This window comes from Pigmentiphaga sp. H8 (genome assembly GCF_003854895.1).
Taxonomy (GTDB): domain Bacteria; phylum Pseudomonadota; class Gammaproteobacteria; order Burkholderiales; family Burkholderiaceae_B; genus Pigmentiphaga.
The window spans coordinates 4539429-4555828 of record NZ_CP033966.1 but is presented as its reverse complement, the minus strand read 5'-3'; the positions used below and the strand labels follow the sequence as shown (position 1 = coordinate 4555828).

Genomic DNA, 16400 nt, shown 5'->3' with positions numbered 1-16400 from the left:
GTCAGGTCGGTAACGGATTGCGGGTACCGGGCGATCATTCATGCGACTGATTGATTCGGGTTTACCCCATAGACCCGTGTCCAAGTGTGACCTACTATGTATTTATGCCATATATAAATCATCGTTTTATATATGGTACAAACCGGCCCTTCCGGTTTTCTCCCACTCATATGCCGGCGGGATGCTTCCCGCGCCAGGCCAGGCCGCCGCAATGGCCGGCGGCCACAACTGGAGTCCTTTCATGAAACGTCGTGAATTCCTCGGCAGCGCTGCTGCCGCTGCCGCCACGCTGCTGCCGCTGCCGGGCCTGGTGTCCGTGGTGCACGCCCAGGGCAAGGGCAAGCTGACCTTCCTGACGCCGTCGTCGTTCTCGCTGGCCTTCTCGCCGGTGCTGTACGCATCGGTGGCCGGCCATTTCGCCAAGGAAGGCCTGGACCTGAAGGTCGAGGCCGGACGCGGCGCCGCCCAGGTCGTGCAGTTGACCGCTGCCAAGCAGGTGCAGACCGGCCGCACCGGCGGCGCCAACTATATGATGGCGCGCGTCAACAGCAACGCCCCGGTCATCGCCATTGCCACCATCGCCCAGCGTTCGCCGTTCGCGGTGATCTCGTCCAAGGACGCCCCGATCCGCACGCCGCAAGACCTGGCGGGCAAGGTCATCGGCGTGCAGTCGGCCGGCGGCTCGATGGAAGCCACGCTGGACCTGATGCTGATGCGCGCCAAGGTCGATCCCAAGTCGGTGCGCCGCGAGCGGGTAGCCGATTCCGCCGCCTCCTTCGGCATGATCCAGTCCAAGCGCGTGCAAGGCTTCCTGGGCAATGCCAGCTCGGCCATCCGGCTGACCGCGCAGAACTTCCCCGTCTCCACCATGCAGATGGACGACGGCGTGCCGGGGCAGGTCTACCTGGCCGAGGAAGCCGAACTGGCCGCCAACAAGGACGCGTTCGTGGCCTTCCTGCGTGCCGCCTATCGCTCGGCCCAGGAACTGATCGCGATGGACGACGCGGCGTTGCAAAAGGCCGTGGCCCTGATGCGTGGCAAGTACGATATCCCCGGGTCGGACAACACGCCGATCGCGCTGGCCGACATGCGCGCCAACCGCGAGCTGTGGGCGACCGCGAACCCCAAGCAGGTCCTGCGCTGCAACGAAGCGCAGTGGACCGAGGGCGAGTCGCTGCTGCGCCAGGCCGGCCTGCTCAAGCAGCCGACCACCAAGCCGCTGTACACCAACGACATCTGGGAGGCCGCCAATGGCTGACAACATCGTGCGCGCGGTACCGCCGGCCGGTAACGTGCATGCGCTGAACGCCAGCCGCGGAACGGTGGTCCGCGTGGATGGCGTGTCCAAGCGCTTCGACACCAAGTCGGGTACCGTCCAGGCCCTGGCGGGCATCCGCCAGTCCATCGGCGCGGGCGAGTTCGTCGCCATCGTCGGACCCTCGGGCTGCGGCAAGTCGACCTTGCTGCGCATCCTGTGCGGCCTGGAAGAGCCCACCGAGGGCCGGATCGACTGGGGCCGGGAAGGCCAGGCGCCGCGCATGGGCGTGGCGTTCCAGGACCACCGCCTGCTGCCCTGGCTCAGCATCGAGCAGAACATCATGCTGCCGCGGCTCATGCAGGGCCGGGCCTCGGCCGCCGACATCGACCGCGCGCTCGCGCTGTGCAAGCTGGTCGGCCTGACCGGCTTCGAGAAGCGTCGTCCGGCCGAGCTGTCGGGCGGCATGAAGCAGCGCGCCTCGGTGGCGCGCGCGCTGTTCACCGATCCCGAACTGCTGCTGCTGGACGAGCCGTTCGGCGCGCTGGACGCGCTTACGCGCGAACAGATCACGGCCGATACCGAACGCATCTGGACCGAACAGGGATTCGCCGCGCTGCTGATCACCCATTCGATCAGCGAAGCCGTGCACCTGGCCGATCGCGTGATCGTCATGTCGGCCCGCCCCGGCCGCGTGGTGGCCGAATTCAAGATCGACCTGCCGCGTCCCCGCACGGAAGCCCTGGGTTCGCCCGAGTTCGGCAAGCTGTGCAGCGACATCCGGAAAAAGCTGGAGCTCTGACCCGACATGAAACGACTCGCGCTACAAGTATCCGCCGTCGTGGCCTTCTTCCTGATCTGGAAGGGATACGTGCATTTCTTCGACGTCTCGCCGCTGGTGCTGCCGGCGCCCGAACTGGTGGTGGTGGCCCTGTTCCGCCTGCTCGGTTCCACCGACACCTACTACCACCTGGGCATCACGCTGACCGAGTGCCTCGGCGGCTTCCTGTTCGCCATCGTGTTCGGCACCGTCGTCGGACAGCTCCTGGGCCGCGTCGCCATCCTCGACACGGTGTTCAAGCCCTTCGTGATCGCCTTGCAGGTCACGCCCAAGGTCGCGCTGATCCCGCTGTTCATCCTGTGGTTCGGCTTCGGGCTGGAGTCCAAGATCATCGTCTCGGCGGTGCTGGCTTTCTTCCCCGTGTTCGCCAACAGCTACCTGGGCGCCAAATCGGTGGACCGCGGGCTGTCCGAGGTGTTCACCGTGGGCCGCGCCAGGCAGTCGCGGCGTTTCCGGCTGCTGGTCATTCCCAGCTCGCTGCCCTACATCCTGACCGGGATGGAAATGGCCATCGTGCTGGCCATCATCGGCGCGGTGGTGGGCGAGTTCGTGGCCGGCACGCGCGGCCTGGGCTACCTGGCCACCATCAAGCTGCAGGAGCTGGAAGTCGACACGCTGTTCGCGGTCGTACTGCTGCTGGCGGCCATCGGCTTCTCGCTGTATTTCGCCGTCGGCTCGCTGCGCAAGGTGATGATCCCCTGGCACGAGTCCGCCAACAGGGTCGCCATCTGATGTCCAGATGCCGACACTGATGCGGGCGCTGGACGAACTGCGCGCGGCGTTGGGCGACGAGGTCGTCCGCGCCGCGGCCGACATCCCCGAGCGCCACCTGCGCGACTGGGTGGTGGCGGCGGGGCCCGAAGACCAGCCGCTGGCGCTGGCCTTGCCGCGCACGACCGACGAGGTCGCGCGCCTGCTGGCCTGCTGTGCCCGGCTGCGCGTACCCGTCGTGCCGCAGGGCGGCCTGACGGGCCTGTCGGGCGGCGCCACGCCGGTGCGCGGCAGCGTGCTGGTGTCGTTGCAGCGCATGCAGGGCATCGAGGAAACCGACGCCCAGGCCGGCACCCTGACCGTGCTGGCCGGCACACCCTTGCAGCGCGTGCAGGAGGCCGCCGACGCGGCCGGCTGGATGTTCCCGCTGGACATCGGCGCGCGCGGTTCGTGCAGCATAGGCGGCAACGCCGCCACCAACGCGGGCGGCAACCGCGTACTGCGCTACGGCATGATGCGCGACCTGGTCCTGGGGCTGGAAGCGGTGCTGCCTGACGGCACCGTCGTTTCCTCGCTCAACAGGATGCAGAAGAACAATGCCGGCTTCGACCTGAAGCAGCTTTTCATCGGCAGCGAGGGCACGCTGGGCGTCATCACCCGCCTGGTGCTGCGCCTGGCGCCCCGGCCCGCCAGCCAGAACACCGCGCTGTGCGCGCTGGCCGATTACGCCGCCGCCAGCCGGCTGCTGCGCCTGGCCCGCACGCGGCTCGGCCCGGCGCTGTCGGCGTTCGAGTTGATGTGGCCCGAGTTCTACGAACTCGCGCTGGCGCATGCCGCCCGCCAGGGACGCGGTGCCGCGCCCCTGGCCCACGGCCACGGGCTTTATCTGCTGATCGAGTCCTCGGGCTTCGAGCCGGAGCAGGACGCCGATCAGTTCACCTCCCTGATCGAGGCCGCCGTCGAGGAAGGGCTGGTCGAGGACGCCGCGCTGGCGCAGTCGCTGCGCGACACCCAGTCCTTCTGGGAACTGCGCGAATCCGGCAGCGACTTCCTGCCTGCGCTCGGCGCGCGCGTGGGGTTCGACATCAGCGTGCCCACGGCGCAGATCGGCGACTTCGTCGAAACCTGCCGCGAGCGCTTGCGAGCGCGCTGGCCGTCCTTGCGCAACATCGCCTTCGGCCATGCCGGCGACGGCAACGTCCACTTCATCGTGCAGGTGGACGACCGGCCGCTGCCGGTGCACGAGATCGAGGAAACGGTCTACGGCTGCGTGCAGGCAAGAGGCGGCTCCATCGCCGCCGAGCACGGCGTCGGGCTGCACAAGCGGCCGTTCCTGCACTATTCCCGTTCCGCCGCCGAGATCGCGCTGATGCGTACGATCAAGGCCGCGGTGGATCCGCTGGGAATCATGAATCCGGGGAAAGTGGTGGCGCGAGACGGCCAGCCGCGCGCCTCGGTGTCTTAGCGGGCGGCCTCCAGCCCCGACGCGCGGGCCAGTTCCGTCGCCTGCTCGACCTCGTCCTTCAGGAAGCCCGCGAACTCCTCGCGCGTCGTGCTCTTGGGCTCCAGCCCCTGCTTGATGAACGCCTGTTTGACGTCCGGCGCGCCGACCACCGCGACGATGGCGGCGTTCATGCGATCGACGACCTCGGGCGGCACGTTCTTCGGCATCACGACCCCATACCAGCCGTAGCGCGCGTATCCCGGCAGGCCGGATTCCCCGACGGTGGGCAGGTCGGGCATCACGGCGGTGCGGTACGGCGTGCTGACCGCCAGCAGCTTCACCTTCTTGGCGGCGGCCAGCGCCATGACGGACGGAAAGCTGGCGAACACCATGTCGATCTGGTTGGACGCGACCGCCGTGACCCCTTCCGCGACACCCTTGTACGGGATGTGCACGATCCGGGTCTTGGCCATGGTGTTGAACAGTTCATTGGACAGGTGCGCCGCGCTGCCCATGCCGGACGACGCGTAGCGCAGCTCGCCGGGGTGGGCGCGGGCCAGTGCGATCAGCTCGGCCACGTTCTCGACCGGCAGGGTCGGCTTGGCGACGAGCGCGAACGGCACGGTGACGACCAGCGAGACCGGCGCGAAGTCCTTCAACAGGTCGTACGAAAGATCCTTGTGCATCAGGTGTTGCGCGGCGTCGGCCGCCGACGCCATCAGCATGGTGTAGCCGTCGGGCGCGGAACGCGCGACCGCGGCCGTCGCGATCATCCCGCCCGCTCCGGGCCGGTTCTCCACGATGACGGACTGTCCGAGTTTCTCGGACAGCTTGGTGGCGAGCAGGCGGGCGGTGACGTCGGTGCCGCCTCCGGGCAGGAAGCCGACGAGCATCTTGATCGGCTTGTCGGGATACCCCGCCGCACAGGCGGGGACGGCGGTGGCAAGTCCCAGTACGGCAGCTACGACGGCAATCGCTTTCATGGTTGTCCCCTTGAATTATTTGGAACGTCGTATGGAGTGTCGAGGCATCGCGTCGCCTAGGCTACTTTCGGAAACTTCATGGCGCAATCGGTATTTCTAAATACTGGAACGCTTTTCTAAAAAATTGACATGCGCGCGGATTGACCCGTACATTACGCAGCCAGAGGGTGCGTGATTTGCCGCGCGAACATCGCGTCCGAGGGTATTCCCCGCCATCAGGAGGAGCAGTCCATGATTCAAGGCGTCGTCGATGCGGCAACCCTGAAGCGCATGCTCCACGACGGCGGCGAGATCGCGTTGCTCGATGTCAGGGAAGAAGGCGTGTTCGCCAAGGGGCACATGTTCCTGGCCGCGCCGGTGCCGTTGTCCCAGCTCGAGATCCGCATGCCCGTGCTGGTGCCGCGCCGCTCGACGCGCATCGTGGTGACGGACGGCGGCGAGGGCCTGGCCGAACGCGCGGCGGCAACGCTAGCTCGGTACGGTTATGGCGATGTCTCGGTGCTTGAAGGCGGCCTGCAAGCGTGGGTCGATGCCGGGTACGAGGTGTACACGGGCGTGAACGTGCCCAGCAAGGCTTTCGGCGAGTACGTCGAGCTGCACGACCAGACCCCTCGCATGGAAGCCGCCGACGTCAAGGCACGCGTCGACCGCGGCGATGACATGGTCATCCTCGACAGTCGGCCGTTGGCCGAGTACCGCAAGGTCAGCATTCCCGGCGCCATCGATTGTCCAGGCGCGGAACTGGCCTACCGCATTCACGATCTGGTGAAGTCCGATTCCACGCTGGTCGTCGTGAACTGCGGCGGGCGCACGCGCAGCATCATCGGCGCGCAGTCGCTGCGCAACGCCGGCATTCCCAACCGCGTCGTCGCCTTGAAGAACGGCACGATGGGATGGCATCTGGCCGGTTTCCCGGTGGACAACGGCAAGGACAGGACGGCGCCGCCCCCGACCGAGCCGGGCCTGCGCAAGGCGCGGGAATCGGCCCGACGCGTCGCCCGGCGCTTCGGCATCCGCTTCCTGGACGCCGCCGGCCTCGACGCATTCCGGCGCGAGGCCGACGCGCGCACCGTCTACCTGCTCGACGTGCGCAGCCCGGAAGAATATGCGAGCCGTCACTTGAAGGGCAGCGTCTCGGCGCCCGGCGGCCAGCTCGTGCAGACGACCGATACCTATGTGGCGGTGCGCAATGCCCGCCTGGTGCTGATCGACGACCATGGCGTGCGCGCGACCATGACCGCCTCGTGGCTGATGCAGATGGGCTGGAACGAGGTCTACGTGCTGCGTGATGCCTTGCAGTACGGCGAATGGGTGAGCGAACCGCCGGCGGCCGAGGTTCTGGGATTGGACGGCATACGGTGCGAGAGGATTTCTCCCCGGTCGCTCGCGGCGCTGTCCATCGAAGGAGCGAGCATTCTCGACCTCGATTCCAAGCCGCGCTATCGCGACGGCCACATTCCCGGGGCCTGGCACGGCATCCGCGCCAACCTCGCACGCAATCTTGCCCGGCTGCCCGCGGGTGGCTGCATCGTCGTGACCTCGGCCGACGGCCTCCTGGCCACGCTGGCCGCGCCCGAGATCGCCGCGATCACGGGCGGCGACGTCCGCGTCCTGGAGGGCGGCACCCAGGCCTGGCGCGCGGCGGGCCATCCCATGGAAGAAGGCGAGACGCGGCTGACCGACGACACGGACGACGTCTGGGTGAAGGTGCACGACCGCATCGAGAACCGCGACCAGGCGATGAAGGACTACCTGACCTGGGAAGTCGATCTGATGACGCAGATCGGGCGCGACGACGACGCCGGGTTTCGCCGCTATCCCACCGCTGAATAGGACCGCAAAGGAATCCGCATGAGCCAGAACTCCGCGATCGTGAAGAACGAGGCGAGCGCCGACGCGCGCTCGGTGTCGCAGCGCATCGCCGCGCATGTGGCCGAGCTGCGCCACGGCGCGCTGCCGCCCAGCACCGTCGAGGCGTCCAAGCGATTGATGCTGGACACGCTGGCCTGTGCGTGGGCCGGCCGCGATGCGCCGGGGGCGCCCGCGGCACATGGACTGCTCGCGGCCGATGGCGGCACGCCCGAGGCCACGGTGTGGGGCTATGGCGGGAAGCTGCCCGCCGCATCGGCGGCGTTCCTGAACAGCCTGTTCGGCGCGGCGCTCGACTATGACGCCGTGAACACCGTGCACGCGGACGTCTGCGTGCTGCCGGCGGCCCTGGCCGTGGCGCAACGGCAGCGCACGAGCGGCAAGGAGTTCCTGGTCGCCTACGCGCTGGGGACCGACCTGGCCTCGCGGCTGGGAGGATCGATCACCGGACAGCACCGGGGCTGGTTCACTACCTCGATCTATGGCGTGTTCGGCGCCACGGCCGCGGCCGCCCGCCTGCTGGGGCTGGACGAGACAGCCATCGCCCATGCCTTCGGCATCGCGCTCAGCCAGGCCTCGGGCACCCAGCAGGCCAATATCGAACAGGCCCTGACCAAGCGGCTGCAATCGGCCTTCGCGGCGCGGGCCGGGGTGTTCTCGGCGCTGCTGGCCTCGCGCGGCGTGACCGCGCCGCGGGAAGCCTTCGAGGGCCGGTTCGGCCTGTTCCAGCTGTACCAGGAAGGCAATCCGCTCAAGGTGCTCGACGGCCTGGGCCTGTCCTTCGCGCTGGAGCAGACCAATCTCAAGAAGTATCCGACCTGCGCCTGCAGCCATGCCGCGCTCGACGCCGCCTTCGCCCTGATCCGGGAGCACGATCTGAAGCCGGAGGATGTGAGCGCGATCGAGGTCGTGCACTCGCCGTTGATGCACCGGCTGGTCGGGGCGCCGTTCGATCCGTCGGGCAATCCGCAGGTGACGGCGCAGTTCAGCGTTCGCTACGCGCTGGCCAGCGCGCTGCTGCGCCGCAAGGTCGCCATCGACGACATCCAGGAAGCCGCGGTGCTCGACCCGGCCATCCGCGCCATCACGGAACGAATCGCCGTCGTGGTCGACGAGGACAACAAGAGTGCTCGCGCGCCCGCCACCGTCACCATGCAGACCCGGCACGGCAGGCTGTCGCGGACGGTGCATGAGTTCCCGTGGAGCGCGGAGGCGCCGCCCAGCGGCGAGGAACTGGCCGCGAAGGTCGATGCCTGCTTCGGCTACGGCGGCGACGCATTGGCCCCCGCCGCGAGGAAGACGCTGATCGAACGGGTGCGCCGCATCGAGGAAATCGACGACATGTCGGCGTTCTTCGCCGGCGTGCTGTAACGCTTCAGGATCCCTTGCCAGGACGAGCGCCGATGGACACCAGCATTTCCCGCCTGGCGGATTTCGCCGCCGGACTGCGTTTCGAGCATCTGGCCGCGAGCGTGGTTCACGATTGCAAGCGCCGTCTCATCGACGCGCTGGGCTGCGGCCTTGCCGCGTGCGACGCGCCGCCTTCGCGTATCGCGCGCAGGCTGGCCGCCCGCGTGGATCTGCCGGATGGAGTCCCGGTGCTGGGAACGCGCCGGCGCACGCTGCCCGAGCTCGCGGCTTTCGCCAACGGCGTCATGATCCGCTATCTGGACGGCAACGACACCTTTCCAGGCGGGGGCGGCCATCCGAGCGACGTCATGGCGGCGGTACTGGCCGCCGCCCAGGACGTTCGCGCCGACGGCCGCGCCACGATCGCGGCCATCGTGGCGGCCTATGAGGTGTACGCGGCCCTGTTTCGCGCGGTCAACATGCGCGAGCGAGGCCTCGACCACGTCTTCTATACGGCGGTGGCGGGTGCCGCCGGCGCCTGCAACGTCATGGGCCTGGATGCGGCGCGGACCGCGCAGGCGATAGCGCTGGCCGTGACTCCCAACCTTGCGCTGGAAGCCACCCGTCGCGGGGCCTTGTCCGAATGGAAGGGTTGCGCGGCCGGCAACGCGGCGCGCAACGGCCTGTTCGCGGCCCTGCTCGCGCGCGAGGGGTTGACCGGTCCGGAACAGGCCATAGAGGGCGCGCATGGCCTGCGCGAACTGGTCGGCGGCTTCGAGCTGCCCGACCTTGCCGCGCGGGGCGCGGACTTTCGCATCGGCCAGGCACACCTCAAGCGTTTCCTGGCCGAGTTCCATGCGCAGTCGCCGATCACGGCGGCGCTCGAGCTGGCCCGCAAGGTATCCCATGCCGACATCGCGCGGATCACCTTGCACACCTACCATTTCGCCTGGAGCGAGGTCGGCCACGAGCCCGAGAAATGGCGGCCCACCACGCGCGAGACCGCCGATCACAGCCTGCCTTACATGATCTCGGCGGCCCTGATCGACGGCGATTTCAGCGACGCCGTCTTCGAGCCCGAGCGGCTGGCGGACGAGCGCATCCACGCGCTGGCGGCCAGATTGACGGTCGAGGAAGACCTGGACCTGAGCGCGCGCTTTCCGGCCTTCGTCCCCTGTCGCCTGGAGATCGTGACGCATGGCGGCATGCGCCACGTCGCGACGGTCGACTACCCCCGCGGCCATGCCGCCAATCCCATGGACGATGCCGAGGTCGAGGAGAAGTTTCTGCGCCTGGCCGGCCGTCGTCTGGACGAGGCGAGCGCGCGCCGCGCGCTCGACATGCTGTGGCGCCTGGACGCCGGCAAGACGCTTGAGGAGCTTTGGTCGGTTCTGACCATAGGGGCGGAGGAGAGACCATGAAACACGGATTGCAGGGAATGCTGGCCATCGCGCTGGCGGTGGCGGCGGGGCCGGCCTGGCCGGCGGACGCCTATCCGTCGAAACCGATACGCATCGTGATCCCGTTCGCGCCGGGCGGCACCGTCGACATCCTGGGGCGGGTGCTGGGCGAACAACTCGGCACCCGGCTGGGGCAACCCATCATCATCGACAACCGGCCCGGCGCCGGGGGCAACATCGCGGCGGCCAACGTCGCGCGCGCCGACCCGGACGGCTACACGCTGTTCCTCGGCTCCATGGGCACACAGTCGATGAACGGCGCCATCTACGCCAAGCTCCCGTTCGACCCGATCGCCGATTTCGCGCCGATCACGCGCCTGGTCACCAGCGCCAACCTGCTGGTGGTGCATTCGTCGATCAAGGCGAAATCGGTCAAGGAACTGATCGACTACCTGAAGGCCAGGCCGGGGCAGGTGAACTACGCCAGCGCGGGTATCGGCAGCTTCAACCACATCTCGGCCGCCCTGTTCGAGATGATGGCGGACGTGAAGATGACGCACGTGCCCTACAAGAGCGGCGGCCAGGCGCTCAACTCCGTGCTGGCCGGCGAAACGCAACTGGTGTTCCAGACCATTCCGGCCGCGGTGCCCTACATCCAGTCGGGCAAGCTCAGGGCGCTGGCGGTCTGCTCGGAAGAGCGCCATCCCTTGTTTCCCGACCTGCCCACCGCCAGCGAGTCGGGGCTGCCCGGCTTCGAGATCAATACCTGGTACGGCATGCTGGCGCCGGCCGCCACGCCGCGCGCGGTGATCGACAAGCTCCACGGCGCGCTGGTGCAGACGCTGCAGGACACCGCGATCCGCAAGCGCCTGACGGAGCTGGGCCTGGATGCCGCGCCGGACACGCCCGAGCAGTTCGCGGCGCTGATCAAGACCGATGCCGTGAAGTGGGGCAAGGTGATCAAGACGGCCGGCGTGGTGGCCGAATGAGCGCGGCGCCATCCCGGTCCATGCAGGATGCCGTCGCCTGGGTGGTCGGCGGCGCCGGCTCCCTGGGGCAGACGATCGCCGCGGCGCTTGCCGAGGCCGGGGCCCGGGTGGTGGTGTCGTCCCGCAGCGTGGAAGGCCGCTGGCCGGTCCGGGAACCGGACGGCATCTGGCCGCGGGGCGCGGTCGCGCTCGACCTGGGGTCTGGCGCCCGGGTCGATGCGGCCGCGCGGGAAATCGAGGGTCGATGCGGCCGCATCGACCTGCTCGTCAATTGCAGCGCCGCGCCGGTCTTCGGCGATTTCCTCGAACTGGACGACGAGGACTGGGATACGGTGCTGCAGGCCAAGCTGCTGGGCTACATGCGGACCATGCGGGCCGTCCTGCCCGGGATGGCGGAGCGCGGCGCCGGCGCCATCGTCAACATCAGCGGACGCGGCGGGCGCCAGCCGACGCCGGCGCACCTGCCCGGTTGCTGCGCGAACGCCGCGGTCAACGTACTGACCAAGGGCGTGGCCGATATCTACGGGCCGCGCGGCGTTCGGGTCAACGCCATCGCGCCCGGTCCCATCGATACCCCGCGCCACCAGGAAATCGTCCAGGGCAATGCCCGGGTCGGTTCGCCCGCCTCGAAGAAGCTGCCGCCCGTGGGGCGCCTGGGCGAGCCCCGGGACGTCGCCGGCGCGGTGCTGTTTCTTGCCAGCCCGGCGGCCGCGTTCATCACCGGCATCACCCTACCCGTGGATGGCGGCGGAACCGCCACCGTATAGGCGAGCAAAGCGCGTAGACCAGGCGCGAAAAGGAGAGGAGATGAGGAGCATTCGAGGCATTGCCCGGCTCGCGGCCGGGTGTCTGTGCATCACCGCCGGTTCGGCGGTGGCGGACGGTTTCCCGACCCGCCCGCTTCGCGTCATCGTCGGCTACCAGCCGGGCGGGGCCGCCGATCTCGTGGCGCGGGTGGCGGCCGAAGGGCTGGGCGCCAAACTGGGCCAGCAGGTGGTGGTGGAGAACCGCCCGGGCGCGGGCGGGTTGATCGCCAACGAGATGGTCGCGGCGTCATCGCCCGACGGCTATACGCTGCTGCTGGTGAATTCGTCGTTCGCCTATCTGCCCACGATGTATTCGAAGCTGAAGTTCGACACCGTCAAGGACTTCGCGCCCGTCGCGCTGCTGGCGACGACGCAGAACGTGCTGGTGGTCAACGCCAATTTGCCGGCGAAGAACGTGAAGGAACTCGTAGCCCTGGCCAAGGCCAGGCCCGGCAAGCTGACCTATGCCTCGGGCGGTCCGGGCGGCTCCACCCATCTGTCGACGGAATTGTTCAAGAGCATGACCGGCACCGACATTCTGCACATTCCCTACAAGGGCAATGCGCCGTCCATCGCCGATCTCAGCTCCGGGCAGGTCGACATGACCATCGGCCCCATCCCGGCGCTGCTGCCCTTCATCAACGGCGGCGCGAACGGCAAGCTGCGCGCGCTGGCCACCAGCGGCGCCCAGCGCACGCCCATGCTGCCCGACCTGCCGACCATTGCCGAGGCGGGTGTGCCGGGCTACGACGCGGGGTCCTGGTACGGCTTCATGGTGGCAGCCAAGACACCCAAGGATATCCGCGACAAGCTGGAGCAGGCGCTGTTGGCGGTCGGCAAGTCGGACAAGTTCATCGAGCAGTTGAAGAGCGCGGGCGCGGAGCCGTCGGTGATGCCGGCCGACGAGTTTCGGCGCTTCGTTGCGAGCGAGACCGACAAGTGGGGAAAGATCATCCGGGAAACCGGCATCCGGGGCGATTGAGCACCCGCCGCAAGGAGCACTTCATGGTTGACACCACGCGCGCGGCGCAGCGCCCGCGCAGCATGTTCGAGAAGATCTGGGCCCGCCACGTCATCACCGAGCGCGAGGGTGGCGAGTCGCTGATCTACATCGACCGGAACTTCGTGCACGAAGGGCCGTTCTATGCCTTCGACGGCCTGCGGCTGGAGAACCGCAAGATCCACCGCCCGCTCAAGCAGTTCGCGATCGCCGACCACTACGCGCCCACACAGCATCGCGAAGCGGGCGTGGTGGCCATCCAGGATCCGGACATCCGGAGAATGATCGAACAGCTCGAACAGAACGCCCGCGATTTCGGCGTGCCGCTGATCGGCATGACCGATGCGCGCCAGGGCATCATGCACGTCGTCGCTGCCGAACTGGCCCTGGTGCAGCCGGGCATGATCACGACGGCGGCGGATTCGCACACGACCAGCATAGGCGCGTTCGGCGCGCTGGCCTTCGGCGTGGGGGCGTCCGAGATCAAGCACATACTGGCGACGCAGTCGCTCTGGTTCCGCAAGCCGAAGACGATGCGGGTCACCGTGGCGGGAAGCTTGTCCCGGGGCGTGGCGGCCAAGGATGTGATCCTGGCGGTGGTCGGCAGGGTGGGGCTGTCCGGCGGGACGGGCCACGTCATCGAGTACGCGGGGCCGGCCATCAGCGGGATGACGATGGACGAGCGCATGACGATCTGCAACATGTCGATCGAAATGGGCGCGAGGGCCGGCATGGTGGCGCCCGACGAGACCACCTTCGCCTACCTGAAGGGACGCCAGTACGCCCCCCCGCCCGAGTACTGGGACCAGGCGCTGGCGTTCTGGCGCGGACTGCCGACCGAGCCCGGCGCGCACTTCGACCAGGAGCTTGCCCTGGATGCCTCGCGGATCGAGCCCATGGTCACCTGGGGCAATCTGCCCGAGCACGCGCTGCCCATCAGCGCGCGGGTGCCGCACCCGGACGAAGCAGCCACCGAGAAGCAGCGCGGCCACTACGAACGCGCGCTGGCCTACATGCAGCTGGAGCCGGGCATGCGGCTGACCGACGTGGCCGTGGACCGCGTCTTCATCGGTTCGTGTACCAACGCCCGTTTCGAGGACCTGGCCGCGGCCGCCGAGATCCTGAAGGGCCGCCACGCGGTCGTGCCGGCCATGGTGTCGCCGGGCTCGACCGACGTGAAGCGCCGCGCCGAGGCGGCGGGGCTGGACCGCATCTTCAAGGAAGCCGGTTTCGAATGGCGCGATTCGGCCTGTTCGATGTGCGTCGGGTCGAACGGCGACTTCGCGCTGCCGGGCGAGCGTTGCGCATCGACGTCGCCGCGCAACTACGAGAACCGGCAGGGGCGCGGCGTGCGCACGCACCTGATGAGCCCGGCGATGGCGGCCGCAGCCGCCGTGACCGGCAGGCTGACCGACGTTCGCAACCTGGGCTAGGAGATCCCGCATGGAGCCGTTTACCCGCCTGACCGCCATCGCGGCGCCGCTGGACCGCGCCGACGTCGACACCGACATGCTGATTCCGCAGCGTTTCCTGCGCAAGCCCCTGACGGTGGGCTACCGCAGTTTCCTGTTCTACAACGACCGCTACGACGCCGCGGGCAAGCTCAAGGGCGACTTCCTGCTCGATCGCGAGCCCTATACGCAGGCGCGCATCATCGTCTCGGGGCCGAACTTCGGCTGCGGCTCGACGCGCGAAGGGGCGGTCTATGCCGTGGTCGATTTCGGCATCCGCGCCGTGATCGCATCGAGCTTCGGGCCGTTCTACGCCAGCAACGCCTACCAGAACGGGCTGCTGCCTGTCGTGCTGCCCGAGGACGCGGTGCGCGGGCTGCTGGACCAATTGGCGGCCGCGCCGGGCGCCGAGATATCCATCGACCTGCCCAGCCAGACGGTGACCGATCCGGCGGGCAGGCAATATCGTTTCGAGATCGAGCCGGCCCGCAAGGAGCGCATGCTGGGCGGCATCGACGACATCGCGGCCACGGGCGAGTTCGCCCAGATGCGCGATGCCCTCGAACGCAAGCTCGAAGCCGAGACGCCCTGGCTGACCGGCAAGGAACTGGCGGAGCTTACGTCGTGACGCATGCGCCGCTGACCGCCGCGCTGGGCGATTTCGTCGCGAAGCTCCGGTACGAGGACATCCCGGAGGCGGCCGTGGCCATTGCCAAGCAGGGCATCGCCGACTGCGTGGGCGTGATGCTGGCCGGCTCGGCCGAGCCGGCCGTCGAAGCGGTCCGAAAAGGGTTCGCGCCAGACACCGCCGGAGGCGGCTCGTCGATCTGCTTCGGTCCGGCGCGGGCGCCCGCGCACGTCGCGGCCTGGGTGAACGGCACCGCCGCCCACGTGCTGGACTACGACGACGTGGCGCTCAAGGGCAGCCATCCGAGCGCGGTGCTGGTGCCGGCCATCCTGGCCGAAGCCGAGGCGGTGGGCGCGAGCGGGCGCGACATGCTGCGGGCCTATGCGGCCGGGTTCGAAACCTGGGGCGAACTGATCTCCCGCGACAGTGGCAACTACCAGCGCAAGGGCTGGCATCCGACCGGCGTCTTCGGCGCCATGGGCGCGGCGGCGGCCTGCGCGGCCCTGCGCGGCGCGACGGCGCGGGAAGCGGCGCACGCCCTGGGCATCGCGGCCTCGCAGGCCAGCGGCGTGATGGCGAACCTGGGCTTCATGACCAAGCCCATGCATGCGGGCAAGGCGGCGGCCTGCGGCCTGCTTGCCGCGCGTTTCGCGTCCGCCGGGCTGACGGCCGCGCCGGACGCGATCGAGCACGAACAGGGCTATCTGGGCGCGTTGTCGCCCGCGGGCGAGATCGACCGCGAGCGTGCGCCGTCGCTGCCCCCCGCTCGCTGGCGCCTGGTCGAACAGGGCCTGGCGATCAAGCAGTACCCGGTCTGCTACCGCGCGCATCGCGCGATCGATGCCATGCTCGGGCTCGTCCGCGATCGCGGGCTGGAGGCCGACGCCGTCAAGGCGATCACCGTGCGGTTCAGTCCGTCGCACTCGGTGATCCTGAAGAATCACCGGCCCCGCACGGCCATCGACGCGAAGTTCAGCATCGAGTTCGCCCTGGCGTGCGCGCTGGTGGCGGGCAGGGTGGGGCTGCGCGACCTGGTCGACGAATTCGTGCTGAGCGAACCGATCCAGCGCCTGGTGCCGCGCGTGGCCATCGAGATCGAATCCGAGGAAATGCCGGGCACGTCGGGCTATGCGCCGTACGACCTGGTGCGCGTCGAGACCGCCGCTGGCGAGGCGATCGAGAGCGAGCACGTGCGCCACGCGCGCGGCGATCCCCAGGCGCCGCTCTCGGCCGACGCGTTGTGGACGAAATTCGAGGATTGCGCGCTGTGGTCCGGCCTGCCGCTGGATGCCCGCGCGCTTTTCGACAGACTGAACACGCTGGAGACCTGCCGCTCGGCGGCGGAGCTGCTGCGATGACCCGACTACTGATCGAATCGGAGATAGGCAATGAATCAGCCGGCAGATGCGGGATTCAAATCCTGGCTGTGCATCACGTGTGGCTTCATCTATGACGAGGCCGCGGGCCTGCCGGGCGAAGGCATCGCGCCGGGAACCCGCTGGGCCGACATCCCGGACGACTGGTCCTGCCCCGATTGCGGGGTGAGGAAGGTGGACTTCGAGATGGTGGAATTCGCCTGAACCCGCAGGGGAACCTGCCGATTCCAATATATGAAATCACGTTCTCCGAATTGACCCCCATGCTATAGTCGTTCCACGTTCAACTCCCGATGT

The 16400-nt window shown here is 68.5% G+C and carries 15 protein-coding genes; 14 read left to right on the top strand and 1 reads right to left on the bottom strand.

Features of this window, described 5'->3' with window-relative positions; all coding sequences use genetic code 11:
- The first annotated feature begins 241 nt into the window (after positions 1-241).
- The 4 genes from EGT29_RS21475 to EGT29_RS21460 are packed head-to-tail and all read left to right on the top strand — an operon-like array spanning position 242 to position 4272.
- Positions 242-1258 carry an ABC transporter substrate-binding protein gene (locus EGT29_RS21475; protein ID WP_161567906.1) on the top strand — a complete coding sequence of 339 codons (1017 nt, stop codon included), beginning with the start codon at positions 242-244 and terminating at the stop codon, positions 1256-1258.
- Positions 1251-2057 carry an ABC transporter ATP-binding protein gene (locus EGT29_RS21470; RefSeq protein ID WP_124690892.1) on the top strand — a complete coding sequence of 269 codons (807 nt, stop codon included), beginning with the start codon at positions 1251-1253 and terminating at the stop codon, positions 2055-2057. The genes EGT29_RS21475 and EGT29_RS21470 overlap by 8 nt, the downstream gene beginning before the upstream one ends.
- A gap of 6 nt (positions 2058-2063) precedes the next feature.
- The gene (locus EGT29_RS21465; protein ID WP_124690891.1) at positions 2064-2828 is read left to right on the top strand and encodes an ABC transporter permease; all 765 of its coding nucleotides are present in this window, start codon (positions 2064-2066) and stop codon (positions 2826-2828) included.
- Positions 2829-2835: 7 nt separating this feature from the next.
- A complete protein-coding gene (locus tag EGT29_RS21460; RefSeq protein ID WP_124690890.1) occupies positions 2836-4272 on the top strand; it encodes an FAD-binding oxidoreductase in 1437 nt (478 codons plus the stop codon).
- Here EGT29_RS21460 and EGT29_RS21455 read toward each other — a convergent pair.
- Positions 4269-5234: a tripartite tricarboxylate transporter substrate binding protein gene (locus tag EGT29_RS21455; protein WP_124690889.1), complete on the bottom strand. Its 966-nt coding sequence runs from the start codon at positions 5232-5234 to the stop codon at positions 4269-4271. The two genes, EGT29_RS21460 and EGT29_RS21455, sit on opposite strands and share 4 nt — an antisense overlap.
- Positions 5235-5465: 231 nt before the next feature.
- Here EGT29_RS21455 and EGT29_RS21450 point away from each other — a divergent pair, with 231 nt between their 5' ends.
- The 10 genes from EGT29_RS21450 to EGT29_RS21405 are packed head-to-tail and all read left to right on the top strand — an operon-like array spanning position 5466 to position 16307.
- On the top strand, positions 5466-7067 hold the full coding sequence (locus tag EGT29_RS21450) for a rhodanese-like domain-containing protein (protein ID WP_124690888.1): 1602 nt from the start codon (positions 5466-5468) through the stop codon (positions 7065-7067).
- A gap of 18 nt (positions 7068-7085) precedes the next feature.
- Entirely contained in the window at positions 7086-8474 is a 1389-nt protein-coding gene (locus tag EGT29_RS21445; protein WP_124690887.1) for an MmgE/PrpD family protein, read from the top strand.
- 32 nt (positions 8475-8506) lie between these two features.
- Entirely contained in the window at positions 8507-9874 is a 1368-nt protein-coding gene (locus EGT29_RS21440; RefSeq protein WP_124690886.1) for an MmgE/PrpD family protein, read from the top strand.
- A complete protein-coding gene (locus EGT29_RS21435; RefSeq protein WP_124690885.1) occupies positions 9871-10842 on the top strand; it encodes a tripartite tricarboxylate transporter substrate binding protein in 972 nt (323 codons plus the stop codon). The genes EGT29_RS21440 and EGT29_RS21435 overlap by 4 nt, the downstream gene beginning before the upstream one ends.
- Positions 10839-11609 carry an SDR family NAD(P)-dependent oxidoreductase gene (locus EGT29_RS21430; protein WP_124690884.1) on the top strand — a complete coding sequence of 257 codons (771 nt, stop codon included), beginning with the start codon at positions 10839-10841 and terminating at the stop codon, positions 11607-11609. Before EGT29_RS21435 ends, EGT29_RS21430 begins: the two co-directional genes overlap by 4 nt.
- A 40-nt stretch (positions 11610-11649) precedes the next feature.
- Positions 11650-12630, top strand: a complete 981-nt coding sequence (locus tag EGT29_RS21425) for a tripartite tricarboxylate transporter substrate binding protein (RefSeq protein ID WP_161567905.1) — start codon at positions 11650-11652, stop codon at positions 12628-12630.
- A gap of 23 nt (positions 12631-12653) precedes the next feature.
- Positions 12654-14081 (top strand): 3-isopropylmalate dehydratase large subunit, encoded by a 1428-nt coding sequence (gene leuC / locus EGT29_RS21420; RefSeq protein WP_124690882.1) that lies wholly within the window; start codon positions 12654-12656, stop codon positions 14079-14081.
- A 10-nt stretch (positions 14082-14091) separates the two neighbouring features.
- Positions 14092-14727, top strand: coding sequence for a 3-isopropylmalate dehydratase small subunit (gene leuD / locus EGT29_RS21415; RefSeq protein WP_124690881.1), 636 nt, complete (start codon positions 14092-14094; stop codon positions 14725-14727).
- A complete protein-coding gene (locus tag EGT29_RS21410) occupies positions 14724-16085 on the top strand; it encodes an MmgE/PrpD family protein (RefSeq protein ID WP_161567904.1) in 1362 nt (453 codons plus the stop codon). The genes leuD and EGT29_RS21410 overlap by 4 nt, the downstream gene beginning before the upstream one ends.
- Positions 16086-16115: 30 nt before the next feature.
- On the top strand, positions 16116-16307 hold the full coding sequence (locus EGT29_RS21405; RefSeq protein ID WP_124690879.1) for a rubredoxin: 192 nt from the start codon (positions 16116-16118) through the stop codon (positions 16305-16307).
- Positions 16308-16400 lie beyond the last annotated feature (93 nt).